General features: G+C 42.1%; 20 protein-coding genes. 11 read left to right on the top strand and 9 right to left on the bottom strand.

Annotated elements, in window-relative coordinates:
- Positions 1–250: 250 nt before the first annotated feature.
- Positions 251–796 (bottom strand): transposase, encoded by a 546-nt coding sequence (locus JFC08_RS11485; RefSeq protein WP_198330786.1) that lies wholly within the window; start codon positions 794–796, stop codon positions 251–253.
- Between the two features lie 13 nt (positions 797–809).
- Entirely contained in the window at positions 810–1,148 is a 339-nt protein-coding gene (locus JFC08_RS11480; RefSeq protein ID WP_198330785.1) for an IS630 transposase-related protein, read from the bottom strand.
- A gap of 354 nt (positions 1,149–1,502) precedes the next feature.
- On the opposite strand from JFC08_RS11480, the gene ppsA reads away from it, so the two are divergent.
- The 6 genes from ppsA to JFC08_RS11450 all read left to right on the top strand — a co-directional run bounded on the left by ppsA (position 1,503) and on the right by JFC08_RS11450 (position 6,997).
- Positions 1,503–3,887 (top strand): phosphoenolpyruvate synthase, encoded by a 2,385-nt coding sequence (gene ppsA / locus JFC08_RS11475; protein ID WP_109590182.1) that lies wholly within the window; start codon positions 1,503–1,505, stop codon positions 3,885–3,887.
- A 129-nt stretch (positions 3,888–4,016) separates the two neighbouring features.
- Complete coding sequence (locus JFC08_RS11470) at positions 4,017–5,012, top strand: RDD family protein (RefSeq protein ID WP_198330784.1); 996 nt, start codon at positions 4,017–4,019, stop codon at positions 5,010–5,012.
- Between the two features lie 278 nt (positions 5,013–5,290).
- Positions 5,291–5,695, top strand: coding sequence for a 30S ribosomal protein S6 (rpsF, locus tag JFC08_RS11465; protein WP_045446907.1), 405 nt, complete (start codon positions 5,291–5,293; stop codon positions 5,693–5,695).
- 16 nt (positions 5,696–5,711) lie between these two features.
- On the top strand, positions 5,712–5,942 hold the full coding sequence (rpsR, locus tag JFC08_RS11460; protein WP_010198808.1) for a 30S ribosomal protein S18: 231 nt from the start codon (positions 5,712–5,714) through the stop codon (positions 5,940–5,942).
- 26 nt (positions 5,943–5,968) lie between these two features.
- The gene (gene rplI, locus JFC08_RS11455) at positions 5,969–6,478 is read left to right on the top strand and encodes a 50S ribosomal protein L9 (protein ID WP_045446903.1); all 510 of its coding nucleotides are present in this window, start codon (positions 5,969–5,971) and stop codon (positions 6,476–6,478) included.
- 270 nt (positions 6,479–6,748) lie between these two features.
- Positions 6,749–6,997, top strand: a complete 249-nt coding sequence (locus JFC08_RS11450) for a hypothetical protein (protein ID WP_198330783.1) — start codon at positions 6,749–6,751, stop codon at positions 6,995–6,997.
- A gap of 77 nt (positions 6,998–7,074) precedes the next feature.
- Here JFC08_RS11450 and JFC08_RS11445 read toward each other — a convergent pair whose 3' ends face one another.
- Genes JFC08_RS11445 through cobT form a run of 3 tightly spaced genes read right to left on the bottom strand, consistent with a single transcriptional unit; the run spans position 7,075 to position 9,582 of the window.
- Positions 7,075–7,626, bottom strand: a complete 552-nt coding sequence (locus JFC08_RS11445; protein ID WP_198330782.1) for a histidine phosphatase family protein — start codon at positions 7,624–7,626, stop codon at positions 7,075–7,077.
- Positions 7,627–7,657: 31 nt separating this feature from the next.
- Positions 7,658–8,530, bottom strand: a complete 873-nt coding sequence (cobS, locus tag JFC08_RS11440) for an adenosylcobinamide-GDP ribazoletransferase (protein WP_198330781.1) — start codon at positions 8,528–8,530, stop codon at positions 7,658–7,660.
- Positions 8,530–9,582, bottom strand: coding sequence for a nicotinate-nucleotide--dimethylbenzimidazole phosphoribosyltransferase (gene cobT, locus JFC08_RS11435; protein WP_227697749.1), 1,053 nt, complete (start codon positions 9,580–9,582; stop codon positions 8,530–8,532). The genes cobS and cobT overlap by 1 nt, the downstream gene beginning before the upstream one ends.
- 226 nt (positions 9,583–9,808) lie before the next feature.
- Between cobT and JFC08_RS11430 the strand changes: the two genes are divergently transcribed.
- Together JFC08_RS11430 and JFC08_RS11425 are read left to right on the top strand one after the other, a co-directional pair.
- Positions 9,809–11,167 carry a GntP family permease gene (locus JFC08_RS11430; protein ID WP_198330779.1) on the top strand — a complete coding sequence of 453 codons (1,359 nt, stop codon included), beginning with the start codon at positions 9,809–9,811 and terminating at the stop codon, positions 11,165–11,167.
- 20 nt (positions 11,168–11,187) lie between these two features.
- Complete coding sequence (locus JFC08_RS11425; RefSeq protein WP_198330778.1) at positions 11,188–12,324, top strand: glycerate kinase; 1,137 nt, start codon at positions 11,188–11,190, stop codon at positions 12,322–12,324.
- Between the two features lie 39 nt (positions 12,325–12,363).
- Here JFC08_RS11425 and JFC08_RS11420 read toward each other — a convergent pair whose 3' ends face one another.
- Together JFC08_RS11420 and JFC08_RS11415 are read right to left on the bottom strand one after the other, a co-directional pair.
- Complete coding sequence (locus JFC08_RS11420; RefSeq protein WP_198330777.1) at positions 12,364–13,260, bottom strand: tetratricopeptide repeat protein; 897 nt, start codon at positions 13,258–13,260, stop codon at positions 12,364–12,366.
- Between the two features lie 188 nt (positions 13,261–13,448).
- On the bottom strand, positions 13,449–14,318 hold the full coding sequence (locus tag JFC08_RS11415) for a LysR family transcriptional regulator (RefSeq protein WP_087815007.1): 870 nt from the start codon (positions 14,316–14,318) through the stop codon (positions 13,449–13,451).
- A gap of 107 nt (positions 14,319–14,425) precedes the next feature.
- On the opposite strand from JFC08_RS11415, the gene JFC08_RS11410 reads away from it, so the two are divergent.
- Positions 14,426–14,926 (top strand): lactoylglutathione lyase family protein, encoded by a 501-nt coding sequence (locus JFC08_RS11410; RefSeq protein WP_055124259.1) that lies wholly within the window; start codon positions 14,426–14,428, stop codon positions 14,924–14,926.
- A gap of 202 nt (positions 14,927–15,128) precedes the next feature.
- Positions 15,129–15,941, top strand: a complete 813-nt coding sequence (locus tag JFC08_RS11405; protein WP_198330776.1) for an enoyl-CoA hydratase — start codon at positions 15,129–15,131, stop codon at positions 15,939–15,941.
- 623 nt (positions 15,942–16,564) lie between these two features.
- On the opposite strand, the gene JFC08_RS11400 is transcribed toward JFC08_RS11405, so the two are convergent.
- Positions 16,565–16,903, bottom strand: coding sequence for a RidA family protein (locus JFC08_RS11400; RefSeq protein ID WP_055124581.1), 339 nt, complete (start codon positions 16,901–16,903; stop codon positions 16,565–16,567).
- 59 nt (positions 16,904–16,962) lie between these two features.
- Entirely contained in the window at positions 16,963–18,210 is a 1,248-nt protein-coding gene (locus JFC08_RS11395; protein WP_198330775.1) for an NAD(P)/FAD-dependent oxidoreductase, read from the bottom strand.
- Positions 18,211–18,602: 392 nt separating this feature from the next.
- On the opposite strand from JFC08_RS11395, the gene JFC08_RS11390 reads away from it, so the two are divergent.
- Positions 18,603–23,240 carry an AAA domain-containing protein gene (locus tag JFC08_RS11390; RefSeq protein ID WP_198330774.1) on the top strand — a complete coding sequence of 1,546 codons (4,638 nt, stop codon included), beginning with the start codon at positions 18,603–18,605 and terminating at the stop codon, positions 23,238–23,240.
- Positions 23,241–23,394 lie beyond the last annotated feature (154 nt).

Genomic DNA, 23,394 nt, shown 5'->3' with positions numbered 1-23,394 from the left:
GATCGGCTTTAGACTTGATTTTCAGACGTAATTTTCGTTTTGTATAAGCGCTAATATTGCACATTTATATCAGGATAAACCGCTACTATTTGTGCTCTACATTATACGCATAATAGCGACCTAATAGAAATCAATGTTACAGGCGTACACTTAGAAAGCCACAGTGCCCTTAATCTTATCATGCCGATTAATAACCATCATTGTGCTGACTAGTTACTCATACTAGCGCAGCATTACCTGCTATATATAGTCAGTTTAATATAAAATCGATACAGCCCATATCATGAAACAGTTTAGGCAGATTATTCTCCATCCACCCTTGTCGTAGAAACTTCACCTGTGCCCATTTTTTCTCAATAGGGTTCAGATCAGGGCTGTACGGTGGTAAAAATAACAGGCGATGGCCGTGTCTATTAAGTAGCTTTTGCACGCGTTTATGAAAGCTTGTCACTCGAGCACAGCTCTCGCCTTGCGCTCGGGCAAAGCAGTGCTTTGCTTTCTCCTCGCTCATATCCATTACGATTACGCACTTGGTTTTCAGGCTCGGTATTAGCGTGTACTTGCACCAGTTATAGAATACATCTCCATTGATGTTTTTCTCGAAGTAATCAAGTGCAAATAGTAGGCTTTCGTACAGGGCACCAATGACGTTGGTACGTTTTTTACCTTGCCAGTTATAGCGATCGATACAAGGTCTACCTATCGGTGCGTAGCCATAAGGCCTGATTGTCTCATGCTCAAAGCCACTTTCATCCATATAAACAATGGGATAGCCTTGAATCATATAATCACTCAAATGATTGAGATACTTAGCTCTTTTTATCGGACAGACCTTTGGATGTTCTAGTGTCTTTTTTTTGACTGATGTTTAATCGTTTTAAGGCATGATGAATGCCGGTTTTACTACAGCCAAGACGATTTGCGCGCTCATATTGATAGTCATCAGGATACGCTTTAACATCATGAAGCAAAGCGTTATCAGGTATTTTAGTCGGGGCTTTATCTCGCCCTTTCTTAGGCTCTAAGCTCTGTCTCCAGCTATGTATAGTACTGGTGCTAAGCGTGTAAAAAGCAGCAGCTTCTCTAACAGTCAGACCATTATCGATGCTAGAAAGAACCTGTTTACGATAGTCGATTGAATAAGTCATGGTTTATCTAAATAGTTGATTAGTTTTTATGTGTTGTATCGGTTTTATCTGAAATTTACTATATAAAGGCAAATATTATAAGAATATCCTAAAGCTCTTCTGTTATTTATTTTAAACCCTCTATTTATCAACCGATTTATAAACATATCTTGATAATTAGAGTGGTCTTTACTCGCATCTTTACGTCATCTCAAAAATAGAAAAATGAATAACCTTCTACTAATTATGTAGCAAAGCCCACAATTTGTATCTTTTTGACAAAAATATTGGTTCAACCCCTCGAAATTCTCCAAATATAGCGGTATAATTCACCGTTATAATCTTTACTAAATAACCTTATTTTCTGGAGTTATCATGGCAGCGCAATCTACAGCACTTGTAATCAATCTTGATCAGCTAGGAAAAGACGACATTGAAATGGTCGGCGGCAAGAACGCCTCATTAGGTGAAATGATCAGCCATTTGTCTGATTTGGGTGTTAGTGTTCCAGGCGGATTTGCCACCACGTCAAATGCATTTAACCGTTTTTTGAACGAAACTGGCTTGCTTGACAAAATCAACAACGAACTAAAAACATTAGATGTTGATGATGTCAAAAAACTTGCAGAAACGGGTAAAAAGATTCGTACTTGGATTATTGAGCAAGAGCTGCCAAGTGATCTTGAGCAAGAAGTACGTCAATCGTTTGAAACGATGAGCGGCGGCGAAGACATCGCGGTTGCTGTCCGTTCTTCTGCGACTGCCGAAGATTTGCCAGATGCCTCGTTTGCGGGTCAGCAAGAGACTTTCTTGAACATTCGCGGCATTGATAACGTCCTAATTGCGATTAAAGAAGTATTTGCGTCTCTTTATAACGACCGTGCCATCTCTTATCGTGTCCATAAAGGTTTTGAGCATGAAGGCGTTGCCTTATCTGCTGCTGTACAACGTATGGTTCGCTCAGAAACTGGCGCAGCGGGTGTGATGTTCACGCTAGATACCGAAAGCGGTTTTGATCAAGTGGTCTTTATCACGTCAAGCTACGGCCTAGGCGAAATGGTCGTACAGGGCGCGGTTAACCCAGATGAATTCTATATTTCTAAGCAATTGCTAGCCAATGGTAAACCATCGGTGATTCGCCGTAACCTAGGCAGCAAGCATAAGAAAATGATTTACGGTGATGAAGGTAGCACCACTAAATCAGTGAAAACTGTCGATGTTGAAAAACAAGATCGTATGCAATTCTCATTATCGACTGAAGAGCTAACCTCACTTGCCAAGCAAGCCGTGACGATCGAAAAGCATTATGGTCAAGCGATGGATATCGAATGGGCAAAAGACGGCGATACCAACGAAATCTTTATCGTTCAGGCACGTCCTGAAACCGTTAAGAGCCGCCAAGACAGCAATGTCATGGAACGTTATATCATCGACACCACCAACGCTAAAGTATTGTGTGAAGGCCGCTCAATCGGTCAGCGTATCGGTTCAGGTAAAGTCCGTATCGTTAGCAACTTAAATGAGATGGACAAAGTACAGGAAGGCGATGTATTAGTATCAGACATGACGGATCCGGATTGGGAACCAGTCATGAAGCGTGCTTCTGCTATCATCACTAACCGTGGTGGTCGTACGTGTCACGCAGCGATTATTGCTCGTGAGCTAGGTGTTCCAGCCATCGTTGGTTGTGGTAATGCAACTGAGCTATTGGTTGATGGTCAAGACGTCACTGCTTCTTGTGCCGAAGGTGATACTGGCTTCATTTATGAAAGCCAAATTGATTTTGAAGTGCAGACCAACTCTGTTGAGTCTATGCCAGAGCTTGCCTTCAAAGTAATGATGAACGTTGGTAATCCAGATCGTGCCTTCTCATTCACGCAAATGCCAAATGAAGGTATTGGTCTTGCGCGTTTAGAATTCATCATCAACCGTATGATTGGCGTGCATCCAAAAGCACTACTGAACATGAACAGCTTACCACGCGAAATTGCCCAAGCCATCCAAGAGCGTATTGCTGGTTATGCGTCACCGGTAGATTTCTACGTGGATAAGTTGGTCGAAGGTATCTCAACGCTAGCCGTTGCCTTTATGGATCAGCCAGTTATCGTTCGTATGTCAGATTTTAAATCAAACGAATATGCTAACTTGCTTGGTGGTAAATTATACGAGCCATCAGAAGAAAACCCAATGCTTGGTTTCCGCGGTGCCAGTCGTTATGTGTCTGACAACTTCCGTGACTGCTTTGAGCTTGAGTGTAAAGCACTAAAACGCGTACGTGATGAGATGGGCTTGACCAACGTCGAGATTATGATTCCATTCGTTCGTACCGTTGGCGAAGCCAAAGAAGTCATCGAATTACTTGAGAAAAACGGTCTAAAACGTGGCGAAAACGGTTTACGCGTTATCATGATGTGTGAGCTACCAACCAACGCCCTATTGGCAGATGAATTTCTAGAACACTTCGATGGTTTCTCAATCGGCTCTAACGACTTGACTCAGTTGACACTTGGTCTTGACCGTGACTCAGGTATCGTCTCACATCTATTTGATGAGCGTGATCCTGCGGTTAAGAAACTATTGACCATGGCGATTGATGCGTGCCGTAAAGCAAACAAATATGTCGGCATCTGTGGTCAGGGTCCATCAGACCATCCAGATCTTGCGTTCTGGCTGATGGAACAAGGTATCAGCTCAGTGTCGTTGAACCCTGATTCTGTACTAGATACTTGGTTCTTCTTAGCTGGTGAAGAAGCGAAGTAAGCCCTAACGTTCAGTCACAGCAGTAATTCACACAGTCATTAAAGAAACAATGATTAGGGTCTATGTGAAAAATATTAAATAGACCCTAATATTATGTATCATATATAGTGACTTAAGATATGACTAACTATGCAGGCAATTATGCAGATTTTCCTTGCTCGAAATAACGTACAAGCTGGTCCTTACAATTTGGAGCAGCTGAATATCATGTTGGCATCTGGTGAAGTACTGCTGGATGATTTGATGTGGCATGAAGGCTTAGACCAATGGCAGCGTGTCGGTAACTTGACCAATAATCAAACGGTTTATCGACCTACCAACTTTGGCAAGCCTCAGGTTAATGACTCTATTATCAATAATGTAACTGTTTTTCCTGAAGACAACGCTAGCAATAGCTCGGATAGCAAATCAGTTTCATTAGATAGATTGTATGGCAAGCCTGAACGTCCAAAAGACACGGATAAAAATGTGAAAGCTGACATGACCACCAATCGTCAGCAAACACCGCACAATAATGTGTCACTAAACAAGGCTAATAGCAATAAGACTGCGTCTAGCAAAGACAAAGTCGTCGGCAATGTGGTACTTGCACCGATTATGTCGCGAGTATTAGCAACAGCCATCAATGGACTACTCTATCTACTGGCTATTTTTCCGCTAGTGATGGCATTGACCAAAATGGATGTGGATTATACCAAATTCCAAAATATCCAAGATATGGATGCGGCTTATCAGTATTCAATGACACTGATGGAGAGTCTTCCTAGTAGCACATTGATGATGTCGCAAGTGATGGTATTTGGCTTATTTGCGCTGCAATTGGTATTTATCACACTGCGTGGTCAGTCACTCGGTAAGCTGATTACGGGTATTCGCGTGGTGGATCAAACCACCCATCGGTTGCCCTCTTTTACCAAGCTTATTGGTGTGCGTACTTTGTTATTGTTTATAATCTATAACTTATTGTTCTCGTTTACCAGCTTCTTAGGGTTCGTGATTATTGCTATTCACTATTACATGGCATCAAAAAGCCCTGAAAATATCGGCTGGCATGACAAATTGGCCAAAACTTTGGTGGTAAAAGCAGATAGCAGTCAGTTAGTGAAAGAACCAAAAATAAAATAGCTTGTTTATTAACAATCCATCTTATTATTTTGATAAAAAAGTAGCGTGATATCGTTGCTTTTTTATGAACCGAGCATTTCTAATTATTGTTATAATTTATTAACGGTGGCTTAGTGATTAACCTTTGTGTTAGTTGCTAAGTACTGTTATAATATGGCGCTTTATAAACTAAGCTTATTTCTTATTATTTATTCATAATAATAAGAAATCGGGCTTACCTTATAAATCTCCTTGCTATTAACATAGGGTTAATAGCTACTAATCCGTAAGGAGTCATAATGCGACATTACGAACTGGTGTTACTTGTACACCCAGACCAAAGCGACCAAGTGGTCGGCATGGTTGAACGCTATATCAAGTTGGTTCAAGACAACAACGGTGTTATCCATCGTTTAGAAGATTGGGGCCGCCGTCAATTGGCATATCCAATCAACAAGATTCACAAAGCTCATTACGTTCTTTTCAACATTGAAACTGACGGTGAAACTTTAGCTGAACTTGAAGAATTATTCCGTTATAACGACGCGATCATTCGTAGTCTAGTTATGCGCCGTGACGACGCTGTCACTGAAGAGTCGCAGTTAGCCAAGAATGCCGATGAAAAACGCGCACGCAAAGCAACTACTCGTCGTCCAGACAGTCGTGAAAACGATAATGACGACAACGACAACAGTGAAGACTAATTAAAGGAGAATACTCATGGCACGTTTCTATCGCCGTCGCAAATTCTGCCGTTTCACTGCTGAAGGCATCACTCACATCGATTATAAAGATGTTGAATTGCTAAAACAGTACATCAGTGATAATGGTAAAATCGTACCAAGCCGCATTACCGGTACATCTACTAAATATCAGCGTCAACTAGCTACTGCTATCAAGCAAGCTCGTTATTTATCGCTACTTCCATACACTGATAACCATCAGGGTTAACCGTTAATTTTAACTAGGAATGACTCATGCAAATTATTTTGTTACAGCGTATCGTCAACCTTGGTAAACTCGGTGAAACTGTCGATGTGAAACCAGGTTACGGACGTAACTTTCTTATCCCTTTGGGTAAAGCACTACCTGCTACTGCAGCTAACATTGAAAAGTTCGAAGCACGTCGTGCCGAGCTTGAAGCTGAAGAAGCGAAAGAAGTAGCTGTTGCTCAAGAACGTGCTGATGCGCTAACTGACGTTAATGTCATCATGCGTGCTAAATCAGGCGACGAAGGCAAACTATTCGGCTCTATCGGTACTCGCGATATTGCTGAAGCATTGACTAACTCAGGTCTAGAAGTAGACCGTGCTGAAATCAAGCTTCCTGAAGGCACTTTACGTCAAGTTGGCGAATACAATGTTGATATTCAGCTACATCATGACGTTACCGCTACTATTCTAGTTACCATTCTTTCTGAAGATGGCGACAACGAAGAGTCAGCAACAGAAGTTGAAGACGAGAACGAAGATTATTCAGAAGAGTAATTTTTTGAATATCTAGATCTAGTCTAAAAAAGCCAGTAACGTCATGTTGCTGGCTTTTTTGCGTTTTGCTATCGCGCTTAATTGATGATTTTATCAGGTATCTTGAACAGTGATATATTCTAGCAACTATTTGTAATAAATAGCTTGGAAAGCCTATACTTAACAATAAGATACTACCTATAAAGTCATCTTTATTATTGTCACTTGAGTTGATATCCTCGTTGTATTTGATTGATAGATTTTATTTAGATAACGATAGGCTGCAATGACATGATAAATACTGACGACAAATTACGCTGCACCCAAGGCAATCATTTTTATAGCGAAGGTGAAATTTATAAGGTGGGTAGAATCGTTAATAATAAATACTTTCAAATCCTAACCGATAATTATGCAGACCACTGGTATGCAACACTGGATGATAGAGGCATTTATGTGAGCTTTGATTCGAACCTAGGCTTAGCAGAAAACGAGAGAGCTTACTTTGAAAAGATCGATGAGCTACAAGCTGAAAGCTAGCAGCCTCCTGAACTATTCAAAAGCACTCAAAAGCATTCAAAATTTAAGAACGGTCAACATAATGGCCGTTTTTTTAATTAAATATCAATACGATTACAGGACAGATATGCGACAGAGCGCGGCCACTCAGCGGCTGTTTTCGGCACTTCTTGGTCAGCAGCTATTATCTTGGCTGCATTTATCCAGCCTGCATGACCGATGACTAATACTGGGCCATCTTTTTGTTCAGCTGAAACCTTAACCAACCAACCTTCAACACGCTCAAATAGCTGCTGCAAGCTCTCTCCATGACTGGGTGCAAAATGGGCAAAATTATGACACCACTCATCAATCTCTTGCTTGGTGATTTTCGCCCACCGACATCCATCCCATTCGCCAAAATGAATCTCAGCCAATTCAGGCGCGACGCGACACTCAAAACCACGTTGCGCTAATATTTGCCCGACTTTTAGTGAACGTTGTAAGGGGCTGATCCAAATTATTTTTGGTAATTGATGCAAACGCACAAAGCGCTCGATTTTATTGGCAAGACGTTTCAACTTACGTTTATCGACGCCGATATCAGTTTGTCCAATACAAATTCCTTCAGTATTCATCGGTTTGGGATGACGCCAAATATAGAGAATCATGAATGAGTATTGTCCTTGTTGACGATTTGATTTAAATAAAGGGTATAGAAGCAGCCAGTCCGATATAAATAGCAATTTCACTAAGCTGCTGCGTCGCGCCGAGCCCATCGCCCGTGTAACCATCCAAGCGCCTGCGCAATAAACGTCGCATGTAGTCAGTGGCTATCAGCGCCAGTATCATGGCTAACAACCATTGAGCAAGCCCAATCTGCTGCATCATATTGGGAAATATAAGGGCGACTAAAATAATAGCCAATATTAGCCAGCCACTGCTATATAGCCCTTGTATTGGCGTCAACTGCTGCGCCATCGGTTTGGCTTTTGCGTGTTCTATCTCTCCACCATAAGGCAGTAAAGACAGCAGGCTAATGCAAAGTAAACGCGACGCGGTATGTCCTATGATAAGCGCGATGACAGCCATCGGTATGGGCATCGAGGTAAGTAAGCTGATTTTGAGTAATAGCGCCGACACCAAACCTAATACACCATAAGTACCTAGGCGTGAGTCTTTCATAATAGTCAGTGTGCGCTCGCGAGTCAGACCACCGCCGAGACCGTCACAGCTATCCGCAAGACCATCTTCATGAAAAGCGCCAGTGAGCTTAATTCCAAAAGCTGTGCTCAGCACTGCAGCAACTAGCGGCGTAAATAACAGACTGCTAAGCCAAAACACGCCAGCACAGAGTAAGCCCACCAGTAAACCGACTGCGGGGAAATGGCGACTGCTCTGATGCAACCATTGCGGATTATAATGTTTAAATGGCGGTACTGATAATCTCGTTAAAAATTGAATGGCGACCAGTAACAATATCCATTCATGCTTCATAAATTGAGTAAGATTTCGTCTAGGCGAGGATGGCTGATTTGATGGCTGATTTGATGGTTTGTTTAATGATTGTAACATCAGTTGTTTTGCTCACTGATACCAGCGTCACTAAAGCTTGCCATCTCATTAATAATGGCGCAAGCGGATTGCAACAATGGATACGCGAGCGCAGCCCCGCTACCCTCGCCTAAGCGCATGCCCATATTAAGTAAAGGCTCAGCATTTAGTGATTTCAATAAATGCGCGTGCCCCGGCTCAACAGAATGATGAGCAAAAATCGCGTATTGAGCAACACCGGGCGCTAGGCGTTCAGCCACCAATAATGCGCTACTGGCAATAAAACCGTCAATCAGGAGAATACGCCGTTCACTAGCAGCCTGAATCAGCGCACCCGCCATCATCGCAATCTCAAGCCCGCCCAATGCAGCGAGTACATCAAACGGTGCTTGTGCCTGTTGATGACACTCTAATACTTGCGTCAAAATATCCGTCTTATGCTCTAATCCTGCATCATCAAGTCCTGTACCGCGACCGATACAATCAGCAAGTGGTACATCACCCAATCTCGCCAGCAGTAGACTCGCCGCTGAGGTATTACCAATGCCCATTTCACCAACAATCAGCAGATTGCCTGCCATGCTCTTAACTACGTTCATACCGCTTTCTAACGCAGCTAAGCATTCAGCCTCTGTCATAGCAGGTTCTGTTAGCGCATCGCGGCTACCATGACGAACCTTGTAATCGAGTAATTTTGGATGAGGAGCAAAGTCGGCATCCACCCCAGCGTCAACAACCTTTAACTCAATATTATGCTGGCGTGCCAGTACGTTGATGGCGGCACCGCCTTGCAAAAAGTTATGAACCATTTGCGCAGTGACAGCACTAGGAAACGCTGATGTACCATGCTTAGTTAAACCATGGTCTGCCGCAAACACTCGTATTTGAGCTTGCTCAATATGCGGTGTGATCGTTCCTTGAATCATGCCCAACTGCACAGCGAGTGCCTCTATTCGCCCAAGCGCGCCCAGCGGCTTGGTTTTTAGGTCTATAATCTGCTGTAGCTGCAGACGTAATTCATCATTTTCTATATTGGCTATAGTAGGCGCAGTAAATATGGTCAAGGTAGGCATCCTGATAATGGTACGTGTGAAGCAAAAAGCACATACTAGCAGAGTATCTAAGCTTTACCATGAATAAAATCAAATATGAGCCGAATAGATTCCCTAGCAGCTTGGATTTACTATAAAATATGCCCCTTTAAAAATCCATATACCTATTGATGCTGCTATTAATGAAATAATAGCTCAGTAGCAGCATCCACAATTATCGCTATCAACCCTACATGTAGAGACAGTAATGATCGTATTTTGGCTTGTGCTGACCATTCTTTTTATTATTTTTGCCACAGCAAAGTTAAAGTGGCATCCTTTTTTAGTATTGATATTATCAGCCTTTTTAGTAGCACTATTTTACCAAGTGCCGCTTAATACTGTTGCTAAAACCATCTCGGATGGCTTTGGCGGTATTTTAGGTTACATCGGTCTGGTTATTGTCTTCGGTACTATCATCGGGCTAATCCTTGAAAAAACAGGTGCCGCCATTGTAATGGCAGAAACGGTCATCAAAGTTTTGGGGCCCCGCTTCCCTACTTTGACCATGTCTATCGTTGGTGCTGTAGTTTCAGTACCAGTATTCTGTGACTCTGGCTATATTATTTTAAACTCATTGAAAGAAACATTGGCCGAGCGTTTACATGTATCCAGTGTGGCGATGAGCATAGCCTTAGCGACAGGCTTATACGCAACCCATACCTTTGTACCACCAACCCCAGGTCCAATTGCCGCAGCAGGTAACTTAGGGCTAGAATCCAATTTAGGCTTGGTTATTATGGTCGGTGTGGTGGTGACAGCGGTTGCTGTACTGGCTGGCTGGTGGTGGTCTAATCGCTTCTTAAATGTCGCTCCCGACAATATAGATGCACTGGACGCGCCAGCAGCGACTTTGCCTGAAAACATGAAGACACGTGACGACTATAGCAGCATGCCGTCAGCAACAATGGCGTTTTTGCCTATTATTATCCCTATCGTATTGATTTGCTTATCGTCTGTTGCGAACTTCCCAAGTGCACCATTTGGCAGTGGCACGTTGACAGATATTTTAGTGTTTATCGGCAATCCACTCACGGCATTACTGATTGGTTTATTCTTGTCTTTCTTACTAATTAACACTGAGCAAAAAACACAGCAAATTAGCGACAGCATCTCTCAAGGTTTGGTTGTGGCAGCCCCTATCCTATTGATTACTGGCGCAGGCGGTGCATTTGGTGCCATGCTAAAGGTCACACCGATTGGCGACTATTTAGGTACGACATTGTCCGCATTAGGGCTTGGTATTTTTATGCCATTCATTGTCTCTGCTGCGTTAAAAACTGCACAAGGTTCGACCACAGTCGCCTTGGTCACCACCTCTGCGATGATCGCGCCGTTATTGGATCAAATTGGTCTCGACAGTGAGCTTGGTCGCGTATTTTGTGTGATGGCCATTGGTGCAGGTGCCATGACTATCTCGCACGCCAATGACAGCTTTTTTTGGATTGTCAGTCAGTTTAGTCGTATGAGTGTGGCGCAGGCTTACAAAGCCCATTCTATGGCAACGGGCATTCAAGGCGTGACCAGCATCGTCTTTATCTGGTTATTAACCTTGGTATTTATTTAAAGAGATTCAAAGAGACATTCATGAAAATTTTAATTGCTCCCGACTCATTTAAAGAAAGCTTAGACGCACTGGATGTTTGCCGCGCCATTCAATCTGGCTTCAGTCAAGTGTTTCCAGAGGCTGATTATAAGCTATTGCCGATGGCAGATGGCGGTGAAGGCACCTCTGCGGTATTGTCTTATGTATTAGGCGGACGCTGGAAAGAAGTGGTGGTACACGACCCACTCATGAGATCGATAACGGCAAAGTATTTGTTATTGCCCGACGCTACGGCTGTCATCGAAGTTGCTCAAGCGTGCGGATTACATCTACTGACAAGCGATGAACGCAATCCTGTCATTGCTAGCAGTTACGGTGTCGGCGAGCTGATTGCTGATGCGTTAGAAGAAGGGGCTAAACGTATCGTGATTGGTCTAGGTGGTAGCGCAACCAATGATGCAGGTCTTGGCATGCTAATGGCATTAGGCATCACCTTTCACGATATCAATGACACTCTACTCACTCATGGTGGTGGCGCACTTGCCAGCCTACATAGGCTTGATAATATAAATCTTCATGCAAAGGTATTAGACACAGTATTTGAAGTCGCTTGTGATGTGACCAATCCATTATGTGGTCTTTTGGGTGCGAGCGCAGTATTTGGTCCACAAAAAGGCGCTTGTCCAGAGCAAGTAAAAGCCTTAGACAAAGCACTCAGTCACTTTGCCACCATGTGCGGTCATCACGGTTATGAGGACTGCCAACATGTCGAAGGCGCTGGAGCAGCTGGTGGTCTTGGCTACGCGATGATGACATTCTTTCAAGCTAAGCTAAAATCAGGTTTTGACACAGTTGCTGAGGTGGCTCATTTGTCGCAGCATATTGCAGAGGCTGATCTCGTTATCACTGGCGAAGGTAAGCTCGATGCGCAAACAGCCATGGGTAAAGTGGCAGGTGGCATCAGTCAGCTTGCCAAAGCCAGCCATACGCCGGTCATTGCTATTTGTGGTAGTGTTGACGGACTCAAACCTGCGCAAACTAGCCAGTTCGAGGTCATCATGCCCAGTATTCAAAAAGTAGATACCATCGAAAACGTACTGAGTCAGGCTTATGACAATATTGAAACCACGGCTGTAAATATTGCTGCTGCTATGCGCTTAGGTATTAAGATGAGATAGATGTTTTTATCATTTCAAAGCAGAACAGAGCCAAACCATTTAATCTGTTTTTTGGCTCCATTCTGTATACATATCACAATATTTCTGGATGCCAGTGTCACAGATACGCTTTAACCCTGCTAACCCACCTACTCTATTGCCATGGACACCATCACTTAGAATATAAATTTTTGCTAATTCGTTTTGCACGTCTTGATATCCTAGCTGACTATAGCTTTCAAACCAATGCGCTGCTTTGCTATAGTCTAATTTTACACCCTCGCCTTTATAATACATAAAACCAAGGTTAAACTGAGCTTCTGCCATGCCTTGCTTAGCTGCTTTTTCGAACCATTCAGCCGCTTTTACGTTATTTTTAGAAACCCCTTGACCCTGCTGATACAGAACACCTAAATTAAATTGAGCACCAGCAACGCCTTGTTCAGCAGATTTTTTGTACCATTTAAACGCTGTTATATTATCTTTAGGGACACCTTTAGCATCGGCATAAGCAATGCCTAAATTAAACTGTGCTAACTTGTTATTTTGCGCAGCTGCCTGTTGCCAATGTTCAAGGGCGCTGATATCGTTTTGAACGACACCTTCACCTTTAGAGTAAAGATTACCAAGATTATATTGGGCTCTGCTATAGCCTTGTTTAGCAGAATGGCTATAGTAGGTAAAGGCTTTTTCATGGCTTTGTGGTACAGCTATACCTTGATCGTACATAACACCGATATTATATTGCGCTTCAGCTAATCCTTGACTGGCAGATTTATTCAACCACTCAAAAGCTTTGACATTATCTTGCTCGACATCTGAACCTGCTGCATACATAACACCCAAATTATACTGAGCAATAGCATTTCCTTGCCGTGCAAGCGACTCAATAGTAGCCAAATCACTTATCAACACTGAATCTTCGGCAATAGCAGGTATTGGTAGTCCAGCTATCATATAAGTCATTACAATATTAAAGTATGTCTTTTTTAATAGCTGTATATTCATTATTAGTCCATAGATGTAGCATAAATCGAAAATATATCTAAATAAATTATGGCGTGTTTCACGTTCATATATAGATACTGTTGCTAGCCAAACTGTATTACAAACAAAATGTAAGGCTAATTATTCATGTATTAATGCTATAGCCATTTCGTTACTTCATCAATGACCGTGTGCATTCTATTAGAGAGTGCATGCCGTCGTCTTACCGCAAGATATAGCGTCTCGCTAACGGCAACAGGCAGATAATGGCTTTTAATAAGCTCAGGCTTTGGATAAGCAGCCACTGCATGTGCAGGTAGCACGGTAAAGCCTATACCCCTACTCACTGGCTCTAAGATTAAACCAATCTGATTAGAAAAGCCTTTTTTCTCAAAATCATTGATGTGTTGAAATTGCTCATAATTGGCAGTCAGTAGCATACCTGCATGATGTGCACCATCTGGATGATCAATAAAACCAAGCTCGGTGAGATACTCCCAGCTCGGCTTTACCGTAGTTGCAGGCGTCACTAATATTAGCGCTTCTTGAGCCATAGACTTACAACTGACTGTCTCCTCATCTGAGACATCCGTCATAAAACCAATGTCAATCTCATGATTGGCAAGTGCCCGCTCAATATCAGAATTTGGAGCAAAGCGATAATCAATCACTAGCTTTGGATGCTGCTGTTGTAAGGTCAAAAGCTGCGGATATAGCTTGAGTCCCACACTACCAGGCGACATCAAACGTACCAACCCTTCATAATGAGGATCTTCACCGATGCGCTGCTCCAGATTTGATAAGCGCTGCAATATCTCCCCTGCTTCTTTATAGAGCTGTTCACCTGCATTGGTCAGTGAAAACTGCTTTCCTTGACGAATCAGTAAGTCTGTATCCAATTGATCTTCTAGCTTACGTATATGCTGACTCACGCCAGATTGGGTCATGCGTAAGCGTTCAGCCGTACGAGTAAAGTGCCCGAACTCGGCAAGCGCACAAAAAGTGCGCAACCATGTGATATTTATCATTACGATACATAATTATTTATATAATATTTGATAATTTTACATAATAATCGTATGTTTGTATACTGGCCTCACGTTAAATAAGAGTACAACTAACAGGAGCAAAAGCTATGAACAACGTTTATCCAAGGAGTTTTTCGCACATCGGCCTTTCAGTTCCCGACCTAGAAGCCGCCGTAAAATTTTATACTGAAGTAATGGGTTGGTACACCATCATGGAGCCAACAGAGATTGTTGAAGATAATAGCCCGATTGGTGAGATGTGTACTGAAGTATTCGGTTCAGGTTGGGGCAGCTTCCGTATTGCTCACCTATCTACTGGTGACCGTATCGGTGTTGAGATTTTTGAATTTAAAAATCAAGAAAACCCTGAAAATAACTTTGAATATTGGAAAACAGGTATCTTTCACTTTTGTGTTCAAGATCCAAATGTTGAAGAGTTGGCTGAGCGCATCGTTGCAGCAGGTGGTAAAAAGCGTATGGAAAAACCACGCTATTATTACCCTGGTGAAAAACCTTACCGCATGATTTATATGGAAGACCCGTTTGGCAATATCGTCGAGATATACAGCCACAGCTACGAGCTTATTTATAGCGAAGGCGCATACTAAGCTCAGTGTAAAGACAGCTTAATACAGCCTTGCCTTGTATCTGACTGATAAACAAATAGCGACCCCAGAATATGAGATCGCTATTTTTATTTGTCTGCTTTCTACATGAGCAACCTATTATATAAGAGGTAAGCCATGCTACTATTTAGGTAGCTATACATAGCATCTACCAAATGAAACAACCCATTATCAAGGATGATAAATGACAAACTCTGACGTTGCCTTAGACATGGACGACTTTCTCGTTATTAGAAAAGACGATAGAAAAAGTGGCGTGGTCACTCTCACCTTAAACCGTCCAAAACAATTCAACGCCTTATCCGTTGAGCTACTCTCTGCGCTACAAGCGGAACTGGACAGTATCGCTCAAGATGACAATATCCGTGTAGTCGTCATTGCAGCAAATGGTAAAGCGTTTTGTGCCGGTCATAATCTAAAAGAGATGCGCGCACATTCAGATGAAGCCTTTCAGCGCGCCCTATTCCAACAATGCAGTCACATGATGCTCACTATTAATCGTATGCCGCAAGTCGTGATTGCAAAAGTGCAAGGCATCGCGACAGCAGCAGGGTGCCAACTGGTCGCCGCCTGTGATTTAGCCGTTGCCGCTGATGAAGCCAAATTTGCCAATTCAGGGATAAACGTTGGGCTTTTTTGCTCCACACCTGCTGTAGCCGTCAGTCGCAATCTACCTCGTAAGCAAGCGTTTGAGATGTTAATCACTGGTGAATTTATCGATGCACATACTGCTTTACGATATGGATTGATCAATCGAGTTTCACCAGCGGAACAATTAGAGCAAGTCTTGCAATCGTTGATAACGGCAATCACCGTCAAATCTCCAGTAGCGGTAAGAACTGGCAAAGATATGTTTTATAAGCAATTGAATATGAGCGTCGAAGATGCTTATGACTATGCCAGTGAAGTGATGACTTGTAATATGATGGCAGACGATGTGAGTGAAGGTATTGACGCCTTTATTGAAAAGCGTCAAGCCGTATGGAAAGGATGCTAACTGTTTGACGAAAATACTCTGACTAAAGAAAGATGACGTTGCTATTATTATGAAGCCATCAAAGCGCCCACAATCATAAATGCAACGGCTATGAGTGATCTCAAAAATGGTGAACTGCACTCTGCCCAGCGAGTGATAATAAAGTATAAATTGGCAAATGGAAGAAATAGATATAACAGCCCCCAGAGTACCGACTCTTGGAAGGCTATAATAATTAACTTAATGCTATAAATAATGCACATGATGCTTGCGATGACAAGTAAAATAACACCTATGAATTCCACGTGAATTTCCTCAAAATGTTCAATAAGAAACAAACTATTATTAATTTAAAAAGACATTGAAAATATAACTACCAGCAGTTTGCTTAGCCATCAATGCTAAAAAATGATGGTTTTGAGAGGCTGTTTATTATCTCAGAACTGTTGCTGGCGTATAATAACAGGTAACGTGAGAAACACATAATATTATAAAACATAAGTTGAATAAATATAGCTTAATCTACTTTGATAGCTTATAAAAATATACTCACAACCAATCTATGAGAAAACAGGAAAACAAAAAAAGGCCATGATAGCGATATCATGGCCTTTTTTAAACAACTACTACAATCAATCTGTTACTTACTCAGCGGCGATGGCAATCATCTCGACCAACAGCTCAGGACGTGCCAATGCAGACTCGCCACAAGCACGAGCTGGCGGCTGAATGCCTTCAAACCACTGGTCATAGACTTCATTCATAGCAGCAAAGTCTGCCATGTCTTTTATCCAAACCGTTACTGACAGTAGTTTTGATTTATCGCTACCCACTTCTTCTAATAACGTTTGGATTTTCTCCAAACAAGTCAATGTTTGCGCTTTGATATCGTCTTCTGCATTACCTACCTGACCACACAAATAGATAGTCTGGTTATGGATTACGGTTTTACTCATACGTTGATTGCTATGTAGCTTCTTAATCATCTTATATACCTTCAATTTATTAATTTAAGTCTGTGCTAAATCTGTCAAATGCGCTGTTAATTAGAAAAACGTTGAGCACTGAATGGCGCAACATCTACTAATAATGGCTTGTCATGAATCATTTCTTCAACCAGACGCCCTGTCATAGGCCCTAAAGTAAAGCCTTGATGACTGTGACCAAAGGCAAACCATAGTTTTTCATGCTTGTCTGCAGGACCAATAACTGGCTTCATATCAGGCATACAAGGACGCGATCCTGCCCATGCTTCGCTCTCAACCGCATCTTCTAATGGTAAGATTTTGCGAGCCAGCTTCAGAACCGTTTTTAATTGACCAAAGTTCTTTGGTGCATCCATCGTGGTCATCTCAGCACCGGTCGTGATACGGATACCCTGCTGCATTGGCCCCATCACAAAGCCTTTGTCCATATCAAACATACTATGATTGATGGTATTTTTTTCTGTCACTTTGAAATGCTGATGATAGCCACGCATTGGGAACAATGGCAGATTATAGCCAAGTGGCTTGATCAAATCATTAGACCATGGACCTGCTGCGATAACCAACTTATCACTATAATAAGTGTCATTATCAGTAATGATTTTCCAACCTTCACCGTCTTGTACGATTTCTTTTACATCGCTCTCTTTAATTGTACCGCCCATCTCTTGGAAATTTTTCGCATAGGCTTTTACTAGCGAGCTTGGGTTCGATACTTGCCAAGAGTTTTTCCAATGAATCGCACCAACGAAACCTTCAAAATTAGCGCTAGGCTCCATGGCTTTTAGCGCTTCAAGGTTTAGTACGTTATGCTCAACGCCTTGATTGCGCGCATCAATGGCTGATGCTTGTGCTTCTTTAAACGTTTCTTCCGAGCGATGCAATTGCAACCAGCCGTCACGAGTGATTAGTTCGTCAGCACCAGATGCTGAAATCATTGTCTGATGCTCACTGGTACAATGCGCGATCAGTGTCTGCCATTCTGATTCTATTTTTTTGACCGAAGCGGGCGTAGAGTATTTCCAGTACTGTAGCAGCGCTTGGTGATAACGCAAAATTGCTGGAATACGATAGCGAATATCGGTACCTTGGTTCGGCAATACTCGGATCATCTCAGTCAGTTTACGAGGAAAAGGATGGGTATGAATGGCTTCGCGCTGAATCAATCCTGCATTGCCATACGAGGTCTCTGACCCTGGCAACTTCTTGTCTAACATCAGTACTTTTGAATTATTTTTTTGTAAATGCCACGCGACTGACGTGCCAACCATACCTGCACCGATAACGATCACTTCATAGCGCATAACCTATCCTTTTCTTATGGTGTTAATACAAAGTATCAAATATGAGGGTCTAACGGAATAAGGTGGTAATAGTAACGCATTGAGCTGAATATTAAACCCCAATCTCATAAATATTTTTGCTATTAAATACTTTTGGTTATAGGGTTTTAAAGAAAGTATTTTTGATAGGAATAATGAGAGTTTGGTTTATAAAATAGTAATGATTAGCCATCATTTTTAAAAATACTAGATGCGACTTAGTGCTATCAATTTCTGTGCTATAGTTTGGTCTTTTTTTTAATTTAGAAATGATCAGCCGCCTAAGCATTTTAATTATAAAATCTGATAAACAGTATTTATGATGTGCCAGTGAGGTCAGGGCTAATATTTTGATGATTTGGAAGGTTTAACAAATGAGTATTTACGCACAAAGACTGGCCTCTCAAATTGAGTTCATCAAGCAGTGTGCTTTGATGAAAAAAGCGCCTACTCAAGATTTTGCTAAACACAGTGATTTCACTTGTACTGAGGAGCAATTATTAGGCTTGCCGGGTATCAACCTTAACATCACCGACGATACCCCAGAGGACGTTTGGCTTCGTTTAGAGCGATTGCGTGAAAACTCAGCACCTAAATCCAACAGCGCACTGTTAGCACATTGGTTAAAGTTTCCAGTTAAGTTTAGCGATCAACCGTCATTAAAAGAAAAAACATCTGTGCAACCATTCATCGATGATGGTCTGTTGTCCTCGGGCGCTACAGAGGTATTTACTCCGTTTGAAGTTGACAATAATTATACAAATGAATCATTAGAGGTAGAGGAGCCATTACAAGCAGAGGTTTACTTAAAAGACTTTCCTGCGAAAGACACTGTACGAGATGAATTCAATACATATCTCAAAGACGTTTGGAAACCTTGGCTAGCAGAAGAGAAACTCGTTCGCCAAAGCATTGCTTTGTATTCCAGTCTATTCATGCTTAACCAACAGCTTCAGGGCAATCTCGCTGATGCACAGTTAGAGTTGGTGTGGGGTGTGGGTATTGCCACACGAAAAAGCACGGACGATGAGCAGAGTAGCAAGCAGATAAAGTATCCACTATTGACGCAATCTGTTGAAATCACCTTAGATCAAAAGACAATGGCATTACTCATCAAGCCTACCCTATCCGCTCCCACGCTTGAAACGGAGCCTTTTTCTATAGAAGAAAATCAGGGTTTAGCGAAGTTATTAAAGAACAGCAAAGATTTTTATGATTCAGAAGATGTGTCCTTAAGTCCTTTTTTGCCAAGTAGCTATGAGCCTATCTTAAAGTCAGCCGTTACTTTGCTTGATTCCTCTGGCGTTTATCAACCAGATCATACCATTGCAGATGATCGAAAAATCCCTAAAGCGCAAAAAAACCTGATTGTTACTGACACATGGGTCATTATGGCTCGTCCTAGAAGTAACAATATCTTTTTGCAAGACTTAAACAACTTATCCATTCAGCTAGAATCGGTCACTGACATTGATTTACCGAGCGCCCTTAAGGCAATGCTGACAGAACCTGCTACAGAAAACAAAGAAAATATACTGCCTGCTTATCGTGGTTTGTCTATGGTGAGTGGCAGTGATAGCTATATCGGCACGCCAGCCGAGCTATATTTCCCCAAAGCGTTCAACGATGAACAAGTACAAATCATACAGCAGTTAGATGTCCACGATGGAGTCGTCGTTCAAGGCCCGCCCGGCACAGGTAAGACCCATACTATTGCCAATGTTATTTGTCATTACTTAGCACTTGGCAAGCGAGTACTGGTCACATCGATGAAAGACCCTGCGCTAAAAGTACTGCAAGGACAACTGCCTGAATCTATTCGTCCCCTCGCCGTTAGTCTACTAACCAGTGAAAACGAAGGGTTAAAACAGTTTGAACATACCATCAAAAAAATATCGAGCGAAGTATCTAGTATCAATCGTGAGGCCTACAAAAAAGACATTCTCATGTTTGACAATCAAATTGATACCATCCATGCACAGCTCGCAAGCACTGACCATAAAATTACGGCTTGGGCAAGATTAAATCTTGATGACATCACTATCGATAATGAAACGATCAAGCCCATAGATGCCGCGACTGAGGTTGCTCAAAACCAGCAGCTTATCGAAAGCTTTCCCGATAAATTGGGCATAGAAGAGATGTTTAAGCCTCGATTTACTCATGCTGATATCACAGCGCTAAAAGACGCAAGAGTAAACCTCGGCCATGATTTGAGTTATCTTAATAAAAAAATTCCTGCTGTTGTAGATATGCCGCCCACCAATGCTATCAAGCAACTTCATAAGGATTTGAGTTACCTCAATGAGTCGCAAGCAGCTGAGCAGCAAGGAGAATTACCAAGCTTAATAAATGACAGTGCTAGCACAATAAACATTGCTCAGGAAATCACTGCCAGTACATCTCGTTTGACTGACCTGATACAAAAGATTGTAGCGGCTGGCCAGAATTGGACGACGGATATTCAGCAGCATTTGGCTAATGAAACTAAGCAAGACATTATCGCTCATCTCACTATATTGAACGATGAGATCAAAGCCATTTTTGATGAGAGAACCATTTATTTAACCAAACCTATTACGATGACTGATGATTTTGATAAAAATCCAGAGCTCGTTGACGCGGTTAAAAACTTATCTGAAGGCAAAAAGCCATTTGGTCTCGCTGGTATTTTTGGCAAGTCTGCTGAAAAGAGAAGCCTTGAGTCTATTACGATAGTCTCATCAGCACCATCAAGTACGGCAGATTGGCAGTATATATCCAGCTTTATAACGTTTAGAAAAAAATCTCAAGCGCTTATCCTTCGCTGGAACGCCTTATCAAATGAGCTGTCCTTACCGATATTTGAGGTATCGCCCAATAATCTGTCTGCGTTACATTCAGCCGTTCATCTATACGATGAAATCGTTGCTAGTCACAACTTGCAGCACAGTATCAAGCAGGCGTTAAGCACTATATTTATAGATTGGGGTGTTATCTCTACAGCACCTTATAACAAAGATATTTTGACTGAGATTGAAAGTGTTCTTAAACAACATTTAAAGAGACATAATCTGGCTGAAAGTCTCACGTTAAAAGAGTCCTTACTGACTAATCTTGCCGACTGTAAAGGCTCTATTAGTGAAAAAATGACGGCATTTGTCACTCAAAAGATTGGTGACCCAAATCTATCTGATGAACAATTACAAACAGACTATCAAGAACTGTTAAATGAGTTGCAACGCGTGAATAACCTTGCAACAGATTTACAGACAGTCGCTGACGTTACCCAACTCATTGAAGATAACGGCGCACCACTTTGGGCAAAGAAATTGCGTTATGAACCTCATAATAATTCTCAAGACACCTTGGCATCAGATAACTGGCAGCAGATTTGGCGAATTGCTAGATTGACTAGCTTTATAGACAGCATCGATGGTCGCAAGGAATTGGTTCAACTGGCCAAAACTCGTGGCAATTTAGAAGTAAGCTTAGCCAGACTCTATCAAGAAGCCATCACCAAAAGAGCATGGCTAAAAGTTGCAGAAAATGCGACACCAAACGTGAGAGCCTCTTTAGAAAAATACCGCTCTGCCATTATGCGTATCGGTAAGGGAACAGGCAAAGGCGCGCATTATTATCGCCGTGAAGCGCGCGAAGCTTCTGCGGGAGCAAGTGCTGCTATTCCGTGTTGGATTATGCCGCATTATCGTATTTCTGAGTCCTTGCCAGCAGAATTTGGCAGTTTTGACTTGGTTATCATCGATGAAGCGTCTCAATCTGACTTAACGGCATTGCCAGCCATTATGAGAGCCAAAAAAGTGTTAATCGTTGGTGACGATAAGCAAGTGTCACCAGAAGGCGTCGGTCTCGATATCGAGAAAATCCGTAACCTGATGGCACAGTATTTGAGCAATCAAGTCCCTGTTTATCGCTCACAGATGTCACCTGATCGTTCAATCTACGATTTATTCAAAGTCGTTTTTGCAGATAGCAGTGTGATGCTAAAAGAACATTTTCGCAGTGTGGCACCTATTATTGAGTTCTCAAAACGTGAGTTTTACAATCATGAGCTGATACCTTTGCGTAAAGCAAAACCCTCAGAGCGCTTAGACCCACCATTGATTGATGTTTATGTCACCGATGGCTATCGTCTTAAAGGCTCTGATATTAATCCTTCAGAAGTCAGATTTATCGTCGATGAAATCAAGTTCATCGTTTCTGATCCAGCTTACAAAGGTAAAACCATCGGTGTTGTCTCGTTGCTAGGCAATAAGCAAGCACATAATATTATGGAAATACTCAACAAAGAACTAGATGAAGCGGTAATGACTGCTTTTGACATCGCTTGCGGTGATGCCAGAACCTTTCAAGGTAAAGAGCGCGATATCATGTTTTTGTCATTGGTAGTGGTACCCGGAGCGGCCCATGCACAAACGAGAGACACTTTCGCCCAGCGGATGAATGTCGCTGCTTCAAGAGCGCGCGATAGAATGTATTTAGTACGTAGTATTGAACTGGATGAACTAAGCCAAGCCGATTACTACCGAGCAGAGCTTATTAAACACTTTCAAGCACCATTCATGCAAGATGAGGAAGAAGTCTCTGATTCGCGTCAAAAATGTGAGTCTCCCTTTGAAACGGAAGTCTTTGATCTTCTGGTGGAGAGAGGCTATCGAGTGGTTCCACAGGTTAAAGCAGGTGCCTACCGAATCGATATGGTAGTCGAAGGTGAAAACGACAACAGCCTAGCCATTGAATGTGATGGCGATAGATATCATGGTCCTGACAAATGGGACAGCGATATGCAACGTCAGCGTATTTTGGAGCGTGCTGGCTGGAAATTTTGGCGCTGCTTTGCGTCCACTTTTGTCACTCGTAAAAAAGAAGTCATCCAAGATTTATTAGCAGAATTGGAACGCTTAGAGATTTATCCAATCACTACCGACACGGCACATAGCAGCTCGTATGTTGAATCTAGAGTCGTCACTACGGTTGAAGAACCCATACTCGATATTGAAGCTGAGACCTAGACATTTATAGCCTGCTAGATACTCAGTTCATAGCGACTATCATAATTATCTTAAGAAAAATCCGTCTTTTATCAAAGCACGGATTTTTCTGTTCTTAACTAGACCTCTTGCAAAAGTAGCAAAGAGATTTAATATAAGAAACACATCCACAACT

It is taken from the genome of Psychrobacter cibarius (genome assembly GCF_016107535.1).
GTDB classification, from domain to species: Bacteria; Pseudomonadota; Gammaproteobacteria; order Pseudomonadales; family Moraxellaceae; genus Psychrobacter; species Psychrobacter cibarius.
Note: the sequence above shows the minus strand (reverse complement) of the source record. Positions and strands in the feature narration are given on the sequence as shown.

What these genes read in the sequence shown, in the direction of transcription:
- JFC08_RS11430 (WP_198330779.1), top strand. Translation starts at nt 9,809, where the DNA reads ATGATCGTATTTTGGCTTGTGCTGACCATTCTTTTTATTATTTTTGCC.
- cobT (WP_227697749.1), bottom strand. Translation starts at nt 9,582, where the DNA reads ATGCCTACCTTGACCATATTTACTGCGCCTACTATAGCCAATATAGAA.
- rplI (WP_045446903.1), top strand. Translation starts at nt 5,969, where the DNA reads ATGCAAATTATTTTGTTACAGCGTATCGTCAACCTTGGTAAACTCGGT.
- JFC08_RS11410 (WP_055124259.1), top strand. Translation starts at nt 14,426, where the DNA reads ATGAACAACGTTTATCCAAGGAGTTTTTCGCACATCGGCCTTTCAGTT.
- rpsF (WP_045446907.1), top strand. Translation starts at nt 5,291, where the DNA reads ATGCGACATTACGAACTGGTGTTACTTGTACACCCAGACCAAAGCGAC.
- JFC08_RS11470 (WP_198330784.1), top strand. Translation starts at nt 4,017, where the DNA reads ATGCAGGCAATTATGCAGATTTTCCTTGCTCGAAATAACGTACAAGCT.
- rpsR (WP_010198808.1), top strand. Translation starts at nt 5,712, where the DNA reads ATGGCACGTTTCTATCGCCGTCGCAAATTCTGCCGTTTCACTGCTGAA.
- JFC08_RS11445 (WP_198330782.1), bottom strand. Translation starts at nt 7,626, where the DNA reads ATGATTCTCTATATTTGGCGTCATCCCAAACCGATGAATACTGAAGGA.
- JFC08_RS11450 (WP_198330783.1), top strand. Translation starts at nt 6,749, where the DNA reads ATGATAAATACTGACGACAAATTACGCTGCACCCAAGGCAATCATTTT.
- JFC08_RS11420 (WP_198330777.1), bottom strand. Translation starts at nt 13,260, where the DNA reads ATGATAGCTGGACTACCAATACCTGCTATTGCCGAAGATTCAGTGTTG.
- JFC08_RS11405 (WP_198330776.1), top strand. Translation starts at nt 15,129, where the DNA reads ATGACAAACTCTGACGTTGCCTTAGACATGGACGACTTTCTCGTTATT.
- ppsA (WP_109590182.1), top strand. Translation starts at nt 1,503, where the DNA reads ATGGCAGCGCAATCTACAGCACTTGTAATCAATCTTGATCAGCTAGGA.
- JFC08_RS11390 (WP_198330774.1), top strand. Translation starts at nt 18,603, where the DNA reads ATGAGTATTTACGCACAAAGACTGGCCTCTCAAATTGAGTTCATCAAG.
- JFC08_RS11395 (WP_198330775.1), bottom strand. Translation starts at nt 18,210, where the DNA reads ATGCGCTATGAAGTGATCGTTATCGGTGCAGGTATGGTTGGCACGTCA.
- JFC08_RS11415 (WP_087815007.1), bottom strand. Translation starts at nt 14,318, where the DNA reads ATGATAAATATCACATGGTTGCGCACTTTTTGTGCGCTTGCCGAGTTC.
- JFC08_RS11425 (WP_198330778.1), top strand. Translation starts at nt 11,188, where the DNA reads ATGAAAATTTTAATTGCTCCCGACTCATTTAAAGAAAGCTTAGACGCA.
- JFC08_RS11480 (WP_198330785.1), bottom strand. Translation starts at nt 1,148, where the DNA reads ATGACTTATTCAATCGACTATCGTAAACAGGTTCTTTCTAGCATCGAT.
- cobS (WP_198330781.1), bottom strand. Translation starts at nt 8,530, where the DNA reads ATGTTACAATCATTAAACAAACCATCAAATCAGCCATCAAATCAGCCA.